The 15,794-nt window shown below is 62.5% G+C and carries 13 protein-coding genes; 7 read left to right on the top strand and 6 right to left on the bottom strand.

Translation table 11 applies throughout. From position 1 onward, the window contains the following. Positions 1-20 precede the first annotated feature (20 nt). Entirely contained in the window at positions 21-1,022 is a 1,002-nt protein-coding gene (locus CIC12_RS31035; protein ID WP_168670109.1) for a response regulator, read from the bottom strand. Positions 1,023-1,024: 2 nt separating this feature from the next. Beyond that, a complete protein-coding gene (locus tag CIC12_RS31040; RefSeq protein WP_238812973.1) occupies positions 1,025-2,368 on the bottom strand; it encodes a sensor histidine kinase in 1,344 nt (447 codons plus the stop codon). Positions 2,369-2,978: 610 nt separating this feature from the next. Here CIC12_RS31040 and CIC12_RS31045 point away from each other — a divergent pair. The 3 genes from CIC12_RS31045 to CIC12_RS31055 all read left to right on the top strand — a co-directional run bounded on the left by CIC12_RS31045 (position 2,979) and on the right by CIC12_RS31055 (position 7,872). Further along, a complete protein-coding gene (locus tag CIC12_RS31045; RefSeq protein WP_168670378.1) occupies positions 2,979-3,959 on the top strand; it encodes a hypothetical protein in 981 nt (326 codons plus the stop codon). Positions 3,960-4,463: 504 nt separating this feature from the next. Then, on the top strand, positions 4,464-6,677 hold the full coding sequence (locus CIC12_RS31050; RefSeq protein ID WP_168670111.1) for a beta-glucosidase: 2,214 nt from the start codon (positions 4,464-4,466) through the stop codon (positions 6,675-6,677). 319 nt (positions 6,678-6,996) lie between these two features. Continuing rightward, on the top strand, positions 6,997-7,872 hold the full coding sequence (locus CIC12_RS31055; RefSeq protein ID WP_168670113.1) for a class I SAM-dependent methyltransferase: 876 nt from the start codon (positions 6,997-6,999) through the stop codon (positions 7,870-7,872). A gap of 46 nt (positions 7,873-7,918) precedes the next feature. Here the strand turns inward: CIC12_RS31055 and CIC12_RS31060 are convergent, their stop codons facing one another. Next, the gene (locus CIC12_RS31060) at positions 7,919-8,395 is read right to left on the bottom strand and encodes a YqhA family protein (protein ID WP_168670115.1); all 477 of its coding nucleotides are present in this window, start codon (positions 8,393-8,395) and stop codon (positions 7,919-7,921) included. A gap of 355 nt (positions 8,396-8,750) precedes the next feature. Here CIC12_RS31060 and CIC12_RS31065 point away from each other — a divergent pair, with 355 nt between their 5' ends. Beyond that, positions 8,751-9,602, top strand: a complete 852-nt coding sequence (locus CIC12_RS31065) for a glycosyltransferase family 2 protein (RefSeq protein WP_168670117.1) — start codon at positions 8,751-8,753, stop codon at positions 9,600-9,602. A gap of 45 nt (positions 9,603-9,647) precedes the next feature. Here CIC12_RS31065 and CIC12_RS31070 read toward each other — a convergent pair whose 3' ends face one another. Together CIC12_RS31070 and CIC12_RS31075 are read right to left on the bottom strand one after the other, a co-directional pair. Then, positions 9,648-10,484, bottom strand: coding sequence for a DUF2182 domain-containing protein (locus CIC12_RS31070; RefSeq protein ID WP_168670119.1), 837 nt, complete (start codon positions 10,482-10,484; stop codon positions 9,648-9,650). Beyond that, entirely contained in the window at positions 10,481-11,248 is a 768-nt protein-coding gene (locus tag CIC12_RS31075) for a DUF899 domain-containing protein (RefSeq protein ID WP_168670380.1), read from the bottom strand. Before CIC12_RS31075 ends, CIC12_RS31070 begins: the two co-directional genes overlap by 4 nt. Positions 11,249-11,388: 140 nt before the next feature. Here CIC12_RS31075 and CIC12_RS31080 point away from each other — a divergent pair, with 140 nt between their 5' ends. Continuing rightward, positions 11,389-12,609 (top strand): helix-turn-helix domain-containing protein, encoded by a 1,221-nt coding sequence (locus CIC12_RS31080; RefSeq protein WP_168670121.1) that lies wholly within the window; start codon positions 11,389-11,391, stop codon positions 12,607-12,609. Between the two features lie 9 nt (positions 12,610-12,618). After that, positions 12,619-13,305 carry a Vgb family protein gene (locus CIC12_RS31085; RefSeq protein ID WP_168670123.1) on the top strand — a complete coding sequence of 229 codons (687 nt, stop codon included), beginning with the start codon at positions 12,619-12,621 and terminating at the stop codon, positions 13,303-13,305. 105 nt (positions 13,306-13,410) lie between these two features. Here CIC12_RS31085 and CIC12_RS31090 read toward each other — a convergent pair whose 3' ends face one another. After that, entirely contained in the window at positions 13,411-13,827 is a 417-nt protein-coding gene (locus CIC12_RS31090) for a hypothetical protein (protein ID WP_168670125.1), read from the bottom strand. A gap of 360 nt (positions 13,828-14,187) precedes the next feature. Between CIC12_RS31090 and CIC12_RS31095 the strand changes: the two genes are divergently transcribed. Continuing rightward, positions 14,188-15,486, top strand: coding sequence for a TAXI family TRAP transporter solute-binding subunit (locus CIC12_RS31095; protein ID WP_168670382.1), 1,299 nt, complete (start codon positions 14,188-14,190; stop codon positions 15,484-15,486). The last annotated feature ends 308 nt before the right edge of the window (positions 15,487-15,794 follow it).

Here is a 15,794-nt window from a genome sequence, read left to right on the forward strand (position 1 = left end):
TTTTCCGGGTTCCATGGCGCTTACTTTTCGCGATCGAGCCGTTCGAGGTAGCGGTCGTAGCTGAGCACCTGGCTCAGGTCCAGCCCAGGTGGGTTGGGTATGACCGAGTACACGTAATTCTGCCGGCCGCCGAGTTGCGTCGCCGGGTGCATGTAGGGTTCCCACGCCGTGCAATCCGTGGGGTAATGTCCCTCGCTTTGCCAGAAGTAAGGCAGGCTGCGCCGAGCGTCGAGTTCCTTGAGAAACTCCGCAGGCGCGTCCTGTTCGAGGGCTATTTCACGCAGACCCCGCAGTGTCTCGTCCGTATGGACGATCAGCAGATACGACTTGCCCGCGCTGTCGAGCATCAGCAGTCCGCCGGGGCAGTACGACAGATAGTGTTCGACGATGCCGAGCGAGTCGGAGATCTCGGTCACTCGCGCGGCCAGCGCTTCGTCGCGCAGGAACGCATATTCCGACACGGCCAATGTATCGAGGATCGACTGGCACACGTCGTCGAAATAGGCGTTCTGCAGATCGCGCACCGCGCGATTGAGCGCCGGCACCGCCGCCGCATCCTGCTTGCTGATGAAGCGGTGAATGATGCCTTCGTTGAAGCTCTGCACTGCGATGTGTTCGTCCGCTTTGCCGGTCAGCATGATCTTTCGCACGGCGGGGTCGGTCATGCGGCGGCAAAACTCCAGACCGTTCATGCCGGGCATGTCGTAATCGACCACCACGACCGACGTCGCCAGGAATCGCTGCGCGTTGTGCACCTGCTTGCGGACCGTATTGACGCTCAGCGCGATCACCTGGTGAGCGACGTCCTCGTCGGTCCGGTCACGAAACGGCGCGAAAATCGGTTCGTCCGATGGTCCCGGGCGCGGGCGGCTGTTCACGAAATCGAGCGCCTCCCCAGGCGAACTGAAGAAACGGAAAGCCAGTTGCGGGTCGAGCTGAAGGCACAGATTCGACAGGAAGGTCGGGCTGTCGTCGACGAACGTGACGGTCGTCGGGAAATAGAATGGTTTGATCGTGTGCATCGTTATGGCCGGGGAAAGGTCAAAGCGAATTCGGTAAACATCCCTTCGACAGACTTGCAGTCAATGGCGCCGCCTATTCCGCGCATCACATCGCGGCAGAAAGCGAGACCGATGCCGGTACCGATCGAGGCGTCATCGATCCCTGCCGACGACGTATAGAAGCGGGTAAAGATGTGCGGCAGCACATCGGGTGCGATGCCTGCGCCGGTGTCACGGAACAGCAACTGGTTGTTCCGCGGCCCCGGCACGAGCCGGATCGAGATCAGTGCGCTGTCCACACTGGCCATGCCGCGCAACGCGTTTTTCAGCAGATTGAACAGCACGTGGACCATCAGCATGTCCGAGCCGTGGAACGTGAAATCTGTGGCAAGGTCGGTCAGCACCCGGTCCCGTTCGCCTTCACGAAACGGATAGCGCTCCAGCGCGCTTTTGACCGACTGCGCGATCGAGCAACCGGTAGCGCCATGCGCGTAGCCGCCCGTGAAACGCGCGTTCGCGAGCAGCATGTCGATGATCGCATTCGAATGGATGGCCTCCTGTTCGATGCGCGAGAGCACGCCATCCATGGACTGAAGATGCACGAGACGGATTTTCGGAACCGGCAGTTCGCTCTCTTGCGCGATCGAATAGGTTTCGAGCAGCGACGGCAGATAACGGCCAAGCCCCGAAGCGCCGGCGCGAATTGCGAGCAGCGGCGTACGTAGCTCGTGGGCAATGCTGCTCGCGGTGGCGAGCATCGCGCGCTCCTGTTCGATTCTGATCCGGTCCATGTCGTAGTTCGCCACCACGCCGATCGCGACCGCGAAAGAGAAAATTGCCAGATGCGCGGGGTAGGTCGTATGAAGGACGACGGGGTCCGTCGTCAGCCAATAGGCGAGATACGCGACCCCGATGCCGATCACGAAATTGAGCAGCAGCATCAGCCAGTCCAGCAGCAGCACCATGACAAACGCGGCAATCAATGCGCTTTCTATCCATACATTGGAGCCGTTGTTTTTCAACAGCATGAACGTAAAGAAGAAGGGCAGCGAATAGAAGATCGTTATGTACCAGTAGTACGGTAAGAATTTCTTGACCGGCGCCGGCCAGCGATCCGAAAACAGAATGGGGACAAACAGGGCAGAGCCTACGAGGCGCAGCGGCAGGTTTTCGTACGGCTGTGGGAAGAGCGTGTGCCAGACGTAGAAATAGAGCGGGAAGCCGATGATCGCAATCAGCGCAAAGGGACCCATCCGGCGGCGCATGTATTGCAGATTGCGCGCAGCAGGGATAAATGCCTGAGTCAGAAACGGGCGCACTGCTGCCAGTTTGCGCATGCCCCAAGGCGATATTCCGGTAGTACTCATCTGTGCGGAGCCAGGAATCTATCAGCAATTTCCAGAGCGGCTCTTCTCCCAACGATCGCTCCCCGTCCACATGCGCCGGCAGAAACAACCGGCCATGTATTTGTACTGCGCAAATCAGGCATTACGCCACGGCTATGACTGCCGTGTGAATGCGAATTCTGACTGACCACGCCGCCAATGTCACGGCAAATGAGTGAATTCTGAATTTGACGACGATGGGTCATGCATGCGCGAAGCGTTTAAAGGACGGTAAAAAAGTCCGCCAATTATGCAAATCGGATTAAATGGCGCATCTCATCGCTCGGCAAACTCCGCGTACCCAGGTATTGCCGGCCAATCGATCGCTTTTCAATCACGCGATTCTAAATGAGCGATGCACAGTCGTCATAATGGAATAAATTCAGCTATGCCACGCGCTGGCGACGGATGTCAATTTCGCATTGGGCGAAGTCCCAGCCCATGCGTCGCTTCTCGTCCCGCGTCGATCTCAACGCGCGTTGTTTTCTGCCGTGGTTTTGCACGAAGTCATGCCACAATGACCAACAGATACGACCTGAATCGCCGGTCGTCATGCGGTGCGTTCTTCAATACCACTGACAGCAAGGCGGCGATGAAGACTACCTGTACGCTTCTCATTGCGGCTGTGGCATTTTGCGCGGGTGCCAGCCGGGCTGTGGCCCAGGAGTTTGCCCTGTACGCCGGACCGTTAACCGGCGAGCACGAACACACTTATGCGTGGGCGATCGACTACACGGAGGGATTCGGCCGCTACTTCGCCGGCAGCATCACCTGGCTCAACGAAGGACACATTCCCGGTCATCACCGCGACGGTCCGACTGCCCAGGTTTGGGGCAGGCTTCCACTGGTGGATCGGCGCATCGTCCTCGCGCTGGGCGTCGGTCCGTACCGTTACTTCGATACCGAGGCCGCCGAGCAAGGCGCGGGCTATTCGAATACGCACGGCTGGGGCGTCGTGTACAGCGCCCGCGCGACCTGGTATTCGTCGCACCGCTGGACGGCCAATCTGCAACTCAATCACGTGCAGGTGACCAACGGCTCGTCGACGACCGCGATCATGCTCGGCGTCGGTTATCGACTGGACGCACCCGACACGCCAGGCCCGCGCGAGTTCGCACTGCCGCGCTCACAGAAAGTCACGAACAACGAAATCACACTGATGGCTGGCGCGACGATCCTGAACAGCCTCGATTCGCAGACCGCGGCGGCGCAGGCGATCGAATACCGGCGCGGCCTGACGAACTACCTCGACGCGACGCTCGGTTATCTGCACGAAGGCAGCGGACTCTCTGCGCGACGCGATGGCGCGACGGCCCAACTTTGGCTCACACGTGCGTTCTTCAATGACCATCTCTCGCTCGGCATCGGCGTGGGTGCGTACGCAGCAATCCACCACGGCAATTCGGACGCCGACAGCGACACGGGCGATGGCATCCTCTCGGGGCTCGTGTCGATGTCGGCTTCGTATCGCATCACGCAGCGCTGGTCGGCACGCGTGACCTGGAATCGCGTGATGACGCGCTACAGCCGCGATACGGACGTGATTCTGGCGGGCGTCGGCTACCGGTTCTAGCGGTGAAGCGGTGGGCCATGACGATAACGAAATCTCCGCTTAAATTTGCCGATGGCACACTGCCAAGTTACAAATAGCTTATCAAAGTGCGTATTGCATTTGCACAAATTCAATAAAAAATGGTGCAGAAACGCGCAGGAAAAGATGGCAGCCTGCATTCATCATTGAATGCGCAATGGACGCCTCGGTACGCCACGTGCTGAATGCAAAGCCGCTTCATGCTTTAAACAAACTGAATGGCCTCTCGCTTTTAATTAGCATAGGCTATTCAGCATAAAAGCGTATTCTATTGGTATAAATACCGATGCTGTAGTCAGACTACATTCTTACATTACCTCACACGGAGCATCGCTAACAGCCAATCCGGCTGGCCCGATTCTTCTGCTGGCAGGTACACGTCCTCGCAGTCACCCTGCGTTGCCGGCGCTCGCGTCCGCATCGAACCCATTCGACGCGCTCCACTTTCGCATCGCCCCATCCAAGCTGGATCTCGGAGAGACAGACATGCAAAAAAGACTATTACCGGTCGTCGCGTTAGCGGCGACCGTGTGCGTCGCTGCGCGCGCCGGCGTGCCCGATTTTCCACTCGATTTCAGCCCCACCTCGGCGGTCCTGAATGCGTTTGAATCGGCTGTTGCGCATCGGCGCGCCGATTCCCTCGTCGGCAAAATGACGCTCGACGAAAAGCTGCAACTCATCCATTCGCAGTACGTCATGTCCGCCGTGCCGGGCGGCGGCGGCGGCTACATTCAGGGCGTGCCACGCCTCGGCATTCCTGACCTGAACATGGTCGATTCGTCGACGGGTTCGGGCAGCACGTCGCAGCCGAGCACGACCTTCCCCGCGACGATCGCGCTCGCGGCAAGCTGGGATCGCGGCCTCTCGTCCGACTTCGGCAAGCAGGTCGCCATCGAACTGCGTGCGCAGGGCTTCGGCATGGGACTCGGCGGCGGCACCAACCTCGCGCGCGAACCGCGCGGCGGCCGGCTTTTCGAGTATCTCGGCGAAGATCCGGTGCTCGCTGGCGAAATGCTCGCCGAGCGCACCGACGGCACGCAGAGCCAGAAGGTCATCGCGACGATCAAGCACTACGCGGGCAACGAGCAGGAGCACGGCCGCAGCGGCGGCAACAGCCAGATCGACGAGCGCACGCTGCGCGAACTCTATCTGTTGCCGTTCGAAATCGCCGCGAGACGCGCCCAGCCGGGCAGCGTGATGTGCAGCTACAACAGGCTCAACGGCGACTATGCATGCGAGAACGCGCATCTGCTCAACGACGTGCTGAAGAACGACTGGCGCTTTGAAGGTCAGGTGCAGTCCGACTGGGGCGCGGCGCACAGCACGGCGAAAGCGATCAATGCGGGTCTCGACGAAGAAGAGGATGTGGGCGCGACCGTCTATCTGACGCCGGCTGCGGTGAAGCAGGCGATCGCGAACGGCTCGGTGTCGACCGCGCGTCTGGACGACATGGTCAAGCGCAAGCTGTATGTGATGATTCGTACCGGTGTGATGGACCATCCGGCACAGGCCGGCGGCACTATCGACTTCGCTCGCGCAAACGTTTTCGCGCAGTCGGCCGCCGAACAATCGATGGTGCTGCTGAAGAACGACAACAACCAGTTGCCGCTGTCGGCAGGCTCGCTCAGCCGGATCGCGGTGATCGGCGGCCACGCCGACGCGGCCGTGCTGACAGGCGGCGGCTCCGGCAACACGCGCGATCCGGTCACTGGCTCGTTCGCAGGTTGCGGCGGCTTGACGTTCGGCACGACGAGCGGCTGCAGCTGGTGGAGCAATCCGTGGCTCAAGCTCGATACGCCGATCGTCGCGGCGGTTCGCGCACTCGCGCCGTCGGCGCAGGTGAGCTTCGCCGGCAACAGCGATCAGCAGTCGCCGTTCCGCGCCTACACGCAACAGGAGATAGACCAGGCGGCAGCGCTCGCGAGTCGTTCCGATGTCGCGATCGTCGTCGTTGCGCAGCCGGCCGGCGAGGACATCGGCGATCTGCAAAGCCTGAGCCTCGCGAACCCGTCGAACCAGGAGGCGCTCATCGATGCGGTCGCGCGCGCTAATCCGCGCACGATCGTCGTGGTGGAAAGCGGCAACCCCGTGCTGATGCCGTGGAAGGATCGCGTGGCCGCGATCGTCGAAGCGTGGTATCCGGGCGAAGGCGGCGGCAAGGCGATCGCGAACGTGCTGTTCGGCAAGGTCAATCCGTCGGGCAAGCTGCCGGTCACGTTCCCGCTGCACGATCAGGACACGCCGACCTGGGGCCAAAACGGCGCGTTCGAGACGGACCCGGTCTACTCGGAACAGCTGAACATGGGCTACCGCTGGTATGACGCGAAGAACATCGCACCGATGTTCGAGTTCGGCTACGGGCTGTCTTACACGCACTTCTCGTACTCGGGGCTGTCGGTGGCGCATCGGCCGGACGGCGCGCTCGACGTGTCGTTCACCGTGCGCAACGATGGCCGTAGAGCGGGCGCCGAAGTGCCGCAGGTGTACCTCGGCGTGCCGTATAACGGTGAACCGCCGCGGCGTCTGGTCGGCTGGGAGAAAGTCGGCATGAACCCGGGCGAAACGCGCCGCGTGCGCATCACGGTCACGCCGCGCATGCAGAGCGTGTGGGACACCTCGCGCAATGGCTGGCGGTATGTGCCGGGCGGGACGGTGTACGTGGGCGCTTCCTCGCGTGATATCCGCTTGCAGGGTAGCTAGGCGGTGTAGGGCTGTCGCGTGCCCGGCGGTGGAATGGTTCGCATCCGGGCGCGTGACTGTCGACTGTCGATGTATCGGCTTTAGCGTTTGACGTCAGTTGCGCGCAGCCTTCGCTTCGCGCTTGTCCTTCTGTTCATGACGCCGACGCCGACGCCGACGCTGACGCTGACGCGCTTCGGACGATGACCTCTTTGCGAAGCGCACGAGTTTCTGGCCTCGTTCATCGCCGCATTCGCGCCGGTGATATTCTCGCCGCTCACTACTCTGCGCCATGCGGGCACGGTGCAAAGATCAGGACGCGGAACCAGGACTGAATGTCATGAACGACGAGCAGGACATCGCACCAGACAGCACCGCGGCGCGCGTCGCTTTGTGGCGTGCGCTGCACGTCGCGGCCGATGCGCCGCCGCACGTGCTCGAAGACACAATCGGCCTCCAATTGCTGTCCCCGGACGAGGACTGGCGCAAGCGCGGCGACATGGACCCGCAGCTCACGCGCGCCTTGCGCGCGTCGATCGTCGCGCGTGCGCGCTTTATCGAGGACCTCGTCGTGGAGCAGGCCAAGCTCGGTCTTACTCAGTATGTGATTCTTGGCGCCGGCCTCGACAGCTTCGCGCAACGCAGGCGGGAGATTGCAGCCGGCCTTCGGGTGTTCGAGATCGACCGGCCTGCTCCGCAGGCATGGAAGCGTCAGCGTTTGATCGAACTGGGTTTCGGCGTGCCGGACTGGCTGCGCTTCGTGCCGGTGGATTTCGAAGCGGGTGAGGCCTGGCGCGAGCGGCTCGTGACGGCCGGCTTCGATGACAGCAAACCGGCCATCGTGGTTTCCACCGGCGTCAGCATGTATCTCAGCAAAGAGGCGAACGCGGCCGCGCTGCGGGAGGCCGCCGGCCTCGCACCGGGATCGACGTTCGCGATGACGTTCCTGCTGCCGTTGGAGATGGCGGACCCCGAGGTACGTCCAGGGCTCGAGACGGCGGAGAAGGGCGCGCGAGCAAGCGGCACACCGTTCGTGAGCTACTTCACGCCGGCGCAGATGTTGACGCTGGCCCGCGAAACAGGCTTTGGAGAAGCGCAGCACGTATCGGCCGCCGATCTCACACGGCGCTACTTCGCGCATAGAACAGACGGTCTGCGCCCCCCGAACAACGCGGAGGAACTGCTGGTGGCGAGGACCTTGCCGCCCGTCCGCTGAAGCAGGGGCGATCTGCGGGCGCTGCGTCGCCGGCCATGAAGCAGGCTCATTTGCGCCGGACGTTGTTCTTCATCAGAAAGAAAGTGAGCGCGGCAATCACCAGCGCCAGCGCTACACCGAAAGCGGCGATGTCGCGCGTACCGTCCCAGGCGACGGCCTCGCGCAGAAACAGCACGGCAAGCACCGCGATCACGACGCTGACCAGATTCCCTTTCAGGTCTTCGAGATTGGTGACTTCGAGCCACTTCGGCAACGGCAGCTTGTCGTCGATGAACAGCGAGTAGAGCCCGATACTGATGATGTAGACCGCGATCGCGATCAGAAACACATCGACTGCCTCGACTATTCCTACCGCGAATATCTTGACCGACTTGGCCGTCAGAGAGCCGAGTCGCAGCGCGGTGACGCCGCTCCAGAACAGGACGAGCGTCTCATACAGGAGCAATGCGACGGAACCCAGAAACGTCCCGATGACGGGAACGATCATGATGTAGCGGCTCGAAGCCAGGACACGTCGCAGCATCGAAGGAACCTCTCTTGGATAAGCGTGATGAAACGGCTTGAGGGCAGGTCATTCTGCTTGCGGCGCGGCCCGTTCGGCTCCCCGCTCCGAATTTATAAGGGAAGCGGCTGCGAATCAAGCCAATGACTCGATTGCGGGCATCCTCGCAACGTATAGCAACCGTGAATGGGCGACGCGCTAACCGGGCGCGGGCAGGCCGGGACCATGCAGATGGATCATGGAGACATGCCGGTTTTGATCCTCGCGTGCAGCGGAATGCGGCACAGCCGGTGCGGGTCATGCCGGATACGTTAAAATTCTCAACGTTTGGAATGCCGGGCGAAAGCGATGGCAATTGAAAAGTTACAAATCGGCCATGACAAAAATATCCATCGTTGTTCCGTGTTTCAACCAGGAAGAATTCATCGGGGAGACCTTGGAGTCGGTGTTGCGCCAGTCGTACAGCGACTGGGAATGCATCGTCGTGAATGACGGGTCCACCGACGGGTCCGAGGGCATCATTCAGCAGTACGCAAATAAGGATCGTCGGTTCCTGCCGTTTATCCGAGCGAACGCCGGGGTCGCCGCCGCGCGCAACTTCGGCTTCTCGCAGGCGAAGGGAGCGCTCTTCGTGCCCCTCGATGGCGACGACAAGATACACCCCGATTTCCTGAAGCTGTCCGCCGAATGCTTCGCCGAGCATCCTGATACCGATCTCGTCCACTGCAAGACGAAGCGCATCGGGGAGTCGAACAAAATCTGGCGCTTGCCCGAGTACAGCTATGAGAAGCTGCTTTGGCAGAACATGATCGTGAACACGACTATGTACCGGCGTGAGGGGTTTTTCCGTATCGGCGGGTATTCGTCGGAAATGATCCACGGCTTCGAGGACTGGGAATTTTACGTGCGGCTTCTGAGCCCGCAATCGAAGGTGCGATTCGTCGATGCGCCGCTCTACCTGTATCGCGTGAAGAAAAGTTCGCGCTCAACCGAGCTCGTGACGTTGGGCAAGGTCGAGGAATCGCAACGCCTCATATTCACGCGCAATCGCGCGAAGTACGAGCAGTTTCTGGACAACCCGATCAGTGTCTTCGGTCAACGCATGAAGGAGTTCGCGCCGTTCTATGCGTCGCGCTACAGGCGGCAGGTGCGCTACATGCATATGGCCTACGCGGGCGTGATCGTCGTGCTGCTGGCGGGAGGTGCCTTTCTGCTGGGGCATCACTGAGGCGCGGTGCTTCGCCCGGCGAATCCGGCCACTCCGACTCGGGCGTCACCCACGCCCGGCAGCCTGCACGATCAGCACTACCCCCGCGCCGACAACGACCGTGCCAATAGCTCGCGCGACGCGTTTCCCACCCGGCAGCAGACGTTCGCTGGTAATCGCGGTTGTCACGACCGCCATCGCGCGCAGATCCATCACGCCGACGACGAGCAGGATTGCGGTCAAGCCGGCGCAACAGCCACCACAGTGAAGGCCGAGGCTCAGCCCGTGCCGCCAGGCAGTGCGGGCATCGGCAGGCAGCTTGCGGCCACGGGCCGGCGCGTGGCGGCAGCACGCGAGCTGACGCGCCTTCCACCCGGTGAACTGCAGTGCGCCCGCGATCAGCACCACCACGCTGATCGCACCGGGAACGGCACGCGCCAGCGCCGGCACCCGCATGACGAGCGCAGCGAACGCGGCGCCGAGCCCAAAGACGACGACGCCGAACGCCGTCCACACGACGAAGTACCCCACGGCGACCAACGCGGTCAGCCATCCGGTGCGCGCTTGCCTTGCCCTGCCGAGCGCCTCGCGATAACGCCACAACAGGGGAACGAGAGACGGCAGCATCATCGCCACCATCATCACGGTCCACATGCGGATAAACGGTGCCGCGAGTTCAGGCCATGTCTGTCCGCACATTCGCGTCCAGAGCGCCGACATCGTCCAGCCGCCGGGCATCGGCGTGCCGCCCATCGCCGCCATCGATGCGCTACCGATGATCGTTGCCGCCGCGCTCGCCGCGAAGCACAGCGCGCAGACGCCAACGAGCACCGCGCGGGAAACGCCGCGCCGCGCGAACGTTGCTTGCGGCGCCGCGCGAGCGGCACTCACGGGTTTGCTCATCGCCTGTTGTACTCGTCGTGGCGGCGCCACCAGATGCCTGACTCGTTGCGTCCTTTGGGCGCGCGGTCCAGCCACTGATACATGCCCCACAGCCCGTCCACGCCGCGTGCATAGGTGGAGTAGGTGTGATAGATCACGCCGTCCTCGATCACGAACGCGCTCATGCCTGGGCGGTCGCGCGAGTAGGTGGCCGGATCGGTGCCGGACATCGCTGCGAATTCGACGACGGGCTGCGGCGCCGGTGTCGCGTCCATGGCGTGGCCGCCGCGCTCGAAGTTGTAGTCGATATCGCCCGTGCGCTGCTGCTCTTCCGTGAAGGACACGTTGAAGTCGAAATTGAAGTCGCCGCCCGACGAGGACGCCCACGGGAATGTCCACCCCATGCGGTGCTTGTACGCCTGCAGTTTCGCGAGCGGCGCGCGCGACACTGCAATCAGCATCACATCGTGATTCGCCAGATGGACCGCGAAGCCGTCGAAGCCATCCGCGACCGCCGAGCACGACGGGCATCCCGCCGTATAGTCAGGCCCGAACATGAAGTGATAGACGAGCAGTTGCGAGCGTCCTCTGAAGAGATCGGCGAGCGACGCGCTGCCTTCGTCGGTTTCGAACCGGTAGGTCTTGTCGATGCGAACCCATGGCAATGCCTGACGTTGCCGCGCCAGCTCGTCGCTGCGTCGGGTGAAGTCCTTTTCCGCGGCGAGCAGCTCGCGCCGCGCGGCCAGCCATTGCTCGCGTGTTCCGGTCAGATGTTGTGTCGTCATCATGCGTACCTCCGAGGGTCGTCCCGCGCCGCCCGGCCGGCTGCCGATACGGCGTCGTGTACGGGTTGTGGGTCGTGCTAGATTAGTACCGGGCCTCGACCAGGGGGGAGTGACAAGTGTGGCGGGATTTGGCTGACCCGATGGACTCGCCGATCTCGGCGGCGGCGCGTGCGCTCGCAGCGGGTGATCCGCTTGGCGCGCTCGACCGCGTCGCGTTGCGCGACGACGCGCCCGCGCTCGCGCTTCGCGGCATCGCCATGGCACAGCTCGGCGATTTCGTTCGAGCGAAGGCGCTCGTGCAAAGCGCGGCGCGCGCCTTCGGTCCCGACGCCGCCGTGGCCCGCGCGAGATGTGTCGTCGCCGAGGCCGAAATTGCGCTCGCCTCTCGCGATCTGGCTTGGCCCACGAAGACACTCGACGCCGCGAGAGCGACGCTCGACGCTCACGGCGACCGCGTGAACGCCGCGCATGCGCGCTATCTCGAAGTCCGGCGCCTGCTTTTGTTCGGACGTCTCGAAGCGGCCGAACAGGCGCTCGACGGATTCACCCCCACGCTGTTGCCGCCCGCCTTGAGGGCCGCCCACGAGTTGGTCGTCGCGGGTGTCGCGCTGCGCCGCTTGCGCACCAGGCCCGCACGCAGCGCGCTCGTGAGAGCCGGACGCGCCGCGCGCGATGCGGGTATCCCGGCGCTGACGGCGGAGGTCGAAAGCGCGTCGCTCGTGCTGAGCACGCCGGCTGCGCGTCTGCTCGCGCGTGGCGGCGAGCGCCTGCTGCTGCTTGACGAAGTCGAGGCGTTGCTGGCGTCGAAGACGCTCGTCGTGGATGCGTGCCGTCATGTCGTGCGCGACGCGGGCGCGGTGGTGTCGCTCGCGAGCCGTCCGGTGTTGTTCGCGCTTGCTCGCACGCTGGGAGAAGCGTGGCCCGACGACGTGGCGAGGGACGTGCTCGTCGCGCGTGCGTTCCGGGCAAAGCGCGCCGACGAGTCGCATCGCGCGCGGCTGCGAGTCGAGATCGGCCGACTTCGCGCGGCGCTCGGCACGCTGGCCGGCGTCAGCGCGACAAAGCGCGGCTTCGGGCTGACGCCGCGCCGCGCCAGCGAGGTCGTCGTGTTGGCGCGGCCCGTCGAAGGCGAGCATGCGCAGGTGCTCGCATTTCTCGCTGACGGCGAGTTGTGGTCGAGTTCGGCGCTTGCGCTGGTGCTTGGCGCGAGCCAGCGCACCGTGCAACGGGCACTCGATTCGCTGGCGGCCGCGGGCAAGGTGCAGTCGTTCGGGCGTGGCCGGGCGCGTCGCTGGATAATGCCGCCCATGCCGGGATTCGCGACGGCTTTGTTACTTCCCCCTCCACTACCCCATGATTAGGATGGCGATATGAATCGATCATCGGCCAGAATCATTCGTGAATATGGACCCTTTGCAGGTGTCGATAAAGTCCATGGGGTGACGTATGACGGCCGGCAGGTGTGGATTGCCGTCGGCGACAGTCTGAACGCGTTCGATCCGGCCAGTGGCAAACCGCTGCGCTCGATCGACGTCGCCGCCGATGCAGGCACGGCCTTCGACGGCACGCACCTGTTTCAGATCGCCGGCGGGCGCATCCGCAAGATCGATCCGCAGAGCGGTCAAGTGCTCGCGACGATCCCAGCGCCGGGCGGCGGTGGCGACTCTGGGCTCACCTGGGCGGAGGGGACGCTGTGGGTGGGGCAGTATCCGGAGAGGAAGATTTATCAGGTCGATCCCGAAAACGGCGCGGTGCTGCGCACGATCGAATCCAATCGCTTCGTCACCGGCGTTACGTGGGTCGACGGAGAACTGTGGCACGGCACCTGGGAAGACGACGCCAGTGAGTTGAGGCGCATCGATCCTCGCACGGGACAAGTGCTGGAAAGCGTCGAGATGCCGGCCGGCATGAGCGTGTCGGGACTCGAGTCCGACGGCGCGGATCGCTTCTTCTGCGGAGGCGGCGGCAGCGGAAAGGTGAGAGCCGTCCGGCGGCCGGGACGAGGTGACGAAGACGGCAGCGGGACCGAGGTGCCGGCCGATTCGGCGAGCGAATGACGTGAAATAAAAACGGCCCGTTCGAGCAGGCTCGACGGGCCGTTGAATGAAACGGGTGGTCGACGTGCCGCGCTTTTCTCGCGGCACGTTATCGGTCAACAATGGTTACTGCGAACCCGCCCAGGTCTGACCAGACGGCGTCGAATCTTCGATGCCCCGGAAATCGTCGTACGCGCTGCTGCAATCCACCGCATTCACCGTGCTCAGCGATTGCGAGGCGGTACCGGTCAGCGCGACGCGGTTTGCGTTCGACGGGAAGACCGGCAGGTTGACGGTGTTCAGCGTCAGGTTCGCATTCGACGTGGTGACGCCACGTTGCCCGGCGAATCGGCGAGCACGTTGGTGAGGGTCATGCCGAGCGGGAGCGCGGCATGCGCGATGCCGCCCGTGTCCGCCTGGAAGTCCTCGAAGATCGACGACGTCGTGCCGATGATATGGACGTTCGACAGCGTATTGTCGAGGAAAAAGGGCAAAAACGGGGGAGAGCAGTGAGATTGAGATGACCATGCGTGCGATCTGCATGGCTATACGAACCGGCTTTGCACGCCAATCTTCATTCGCTGACGAGGTGTTGCAAGAAAACAATCTGGTATCGTGAGGCCGGAGAAGCAGAAGAGTTGAGCGACGGCAACGAACTCGCATGCGGGACGTGCATGGGGGTTCGAGCGGCGCGTCATCCGGCTCGCTTTCAGCTCTGTTGGCGAGGCAAAGAGCCCGTGCACCAGATGACAAATATCGCTCGCTTCACGAAGATTGTCGGTCGACCGGGGCGCTGCCACGCGAACGCGTGCGAGGACCGCACTCCGCTCGAGCAAGGTTGATGAGAGAAGGCGAACGATGCCCAAGCACGACCCAGCGCTTCATCGTATTCAGAGAACCCCGATGACGCGTGCCCGCCGGCGGTTTCTCATCATCTGGGCGATCGTGCTGTTGACCGTGCTTGGCTGGGCGCTGGTGACGGCGCTCAGGCCCGCGCTTCAGCGCACGATCGTTATTACGACTGGCGCCGACAACGGCATCTATCGGGGCTTTGCGGAACGCTACGCGCCGATTCTGAAGCGCGCAGGTATCAAGCTCGATATCCGCAGTTCTTCCGGCTCGGTCCAGAATTATCAGCGGCTGACGAATCCGGACAGCGAATACGAAGTGGGCTTCATCCAGTCGGGCACGATCAGCCCGAAGGAAACCGATAACCTTCAGACTATCGCCGCCGTCTCATACGAACCGATCTGGGTGTTCTATCGTGGCGACACCGTCATCAACCGGCTGGCCCAATTCCGCGGCAAGAAAATCGGCATAGGCGTTCCCGGCAGCGGCTTGCTCAACGTCTCGCTCGTCTTACTCGGCTATAGCGGTGTCACCCGCGACAACAGCACGCTGCTGGAGCTCGACGCGCTCAACGCCTATCAACGCCTCGAAAGTGGCGAGCTCGACGCCGCGTTCTTTATCGGCCGCCCCGACGCCGCGATACAAACAAAGCTCTTGAACAGCGATCTGAAGCTGATGAGTTTCGCCCAGGCCGAGGCGCTGGTGCAGAAATTCCCGTCGCTCTCGAAGATCATTTACCCGCGCGCTTCGACGAGCATCGTCAACGATCTGCCGCGGACCGATGTCACTTTGCTGGCTGCCACGGCACTGCTCGTCTCCAGAGACACCCTGCACCCGGCGCTCGTTTATCTGCTGCTGGACGCGGCCAAAACGGTCCACGGCGGCGAAGATTACTTCACGCCGCTCGGCACGTTCCCCAATCTTCGTACCGAGGAATTTCCCGTTTCGGACGAAAGCACGCGCTACTTCAAATCCGGCCGGCCATTTCTGCAGCGCTACCTTCCGTTCTGGCTGGCGAGTCTCATCGAACGACGCTTCCTGATTCTCCTGCCCTTCATGGCGCTGTTGATCGGCTTGCTGCAGGCATTGCCGCGCATGGTGGAGGCGCGGATAAAAAAGCGGCTGGTGGTCTGGTATCGGGAAATCAAATCGCTGGAAGATGAAACCTGGAAAAACACGCAGCCGACTCGCGCCCAGATCGCGAAATGGCGCGACGAGATTGAGAACATCGATGCGCATGCGAGCCAGATACGGATTCCGCATCGTTATTTCCAGGACGTTTATGCGCTGAAGCAGGCGATCGGTGTGGTGCGGGACCGGATTGCTCAAGTGGCGACGAAGGTAAAGGAGTAGCGGAGCCATTGAAGAGCGCGGTTGGGGAAGTGCATGGCGTTGCCGGGGCAGGGTGTTTGCCCGCCATTGACATATCGATGCGCTATGGTGCACGTATCGTGCAGCAGGTTTGAACACATGCGATTTCTTGCCGCACCACCCGAAATACATGCGAGCATGGCGCTGAAGAAATTCAGCCGTCCAGGTTGCCGGCGCCGCGTGTAAGGTAACCGTACGGCAGCTTGGGCAACGGAGAGGAAACGACGATTTGGCCGCCGCTTGCATCGTTCATGCGGCAATACTCGACAGCGAGCAGTTCGCAGATCAAT

Origin of the sequence: Paraburkholderia sp. SG-MS1, from assembly GCF_012275575.1 — a bacterium.
GTDB lineage: Bacteria > Pseudomonadota > Gammaproteobacteria > Burkholderiales > Burkholderiaceae > Paraburkholderia.

Coding starts and splice junctions, on each gene's coding strand:
- CIC12_RS31060 (WP_168670115.1), bottom strand. CDS start 8,395: ATGCTGCGACGTGTCCTGGCTTCGAGCCGCTACATCATGATCGTTCCC.
- CIC12_RS31035 (WP_168670109.1), bottom strand. CDS start 1,022: ATGCACACGATCAAACCATTCTATTTCCCGACGACCGTCACGTTCGTC.
- CIC12_RS31040 (WP_238812973.1), bottom strand. CDS start 2,368: ATGAGTACTACCGGAATATCGCCTTGGGGCATGCGCAAACTGGCAGCA.
- CIC12_RS31075 (WP_168670380.1), bottom strand. CDS start 11,248: ATGACGACACAACATCTGACCGGAACACGCGAGCAATGGCTGGCCGCG.
- CIC12_RS31055 (WP_168670113.1), top strand. CDS start 6,997: ATGAACGACGAGCAGGACATCGCACCAGACAGCACCGCGGCGCGCGTC.
- CIC12_RS31045 (WP_168670378.1), top strand. CDS start 2,979: ATGAAGACTACCTGTACGCTTCTCATTGCGGCTGTGGCATTTTGCGCG.
- CIC12_RS31065 (WP_168670117.1), top strand. CDS start 8,751: ATGACAAAAATATCCATCGTTGTTCCGTGTTTCAACCAGGAAGAATTC.
- CIC12_RS31050 (WP_168670111.1), top strand. CDS start 4,464: ATGCAAAAAAGACTATTACCGGTCGTCGCGTTAGCGGCGACCGTGTGC.
- CIC12_RS31080 (WP_168670121.1), top strand. CDS start 11,389: ATGGACTCGCCGATCTCGGCGGCGGCGCGTGCGCTCGCAGCGGGTGAT.
- CIC12_RS31095 (WP_168670382.1), top strand. CDS start 14,188: ATGACGCGTGCCCGCCGGCGGTTTCTCATCATCTGGGCGATCGTGCTG.
- CIC12_RS31090 (WP_168670125.1), bottom strand. CDS start 13,827: ATGCAGATCGCACGCATGGTCATCTCAATCTCACTGCTCTCCCCCGTT.
- CIC12_RS31085 (WP_168670123.1), top strand. CDS start 12,619: ATGAATCGATCATCGGCCAGAATCATTCGTGAATATGGACCCTTTGCA.
- CIC12_RS31070 (WP_168670119.1), bottom strand. CDS start 10,484: ATGAGCAAACCCGTGAGTGCCGCTCGCGCGGCGCCGCAAGCAACGTTC.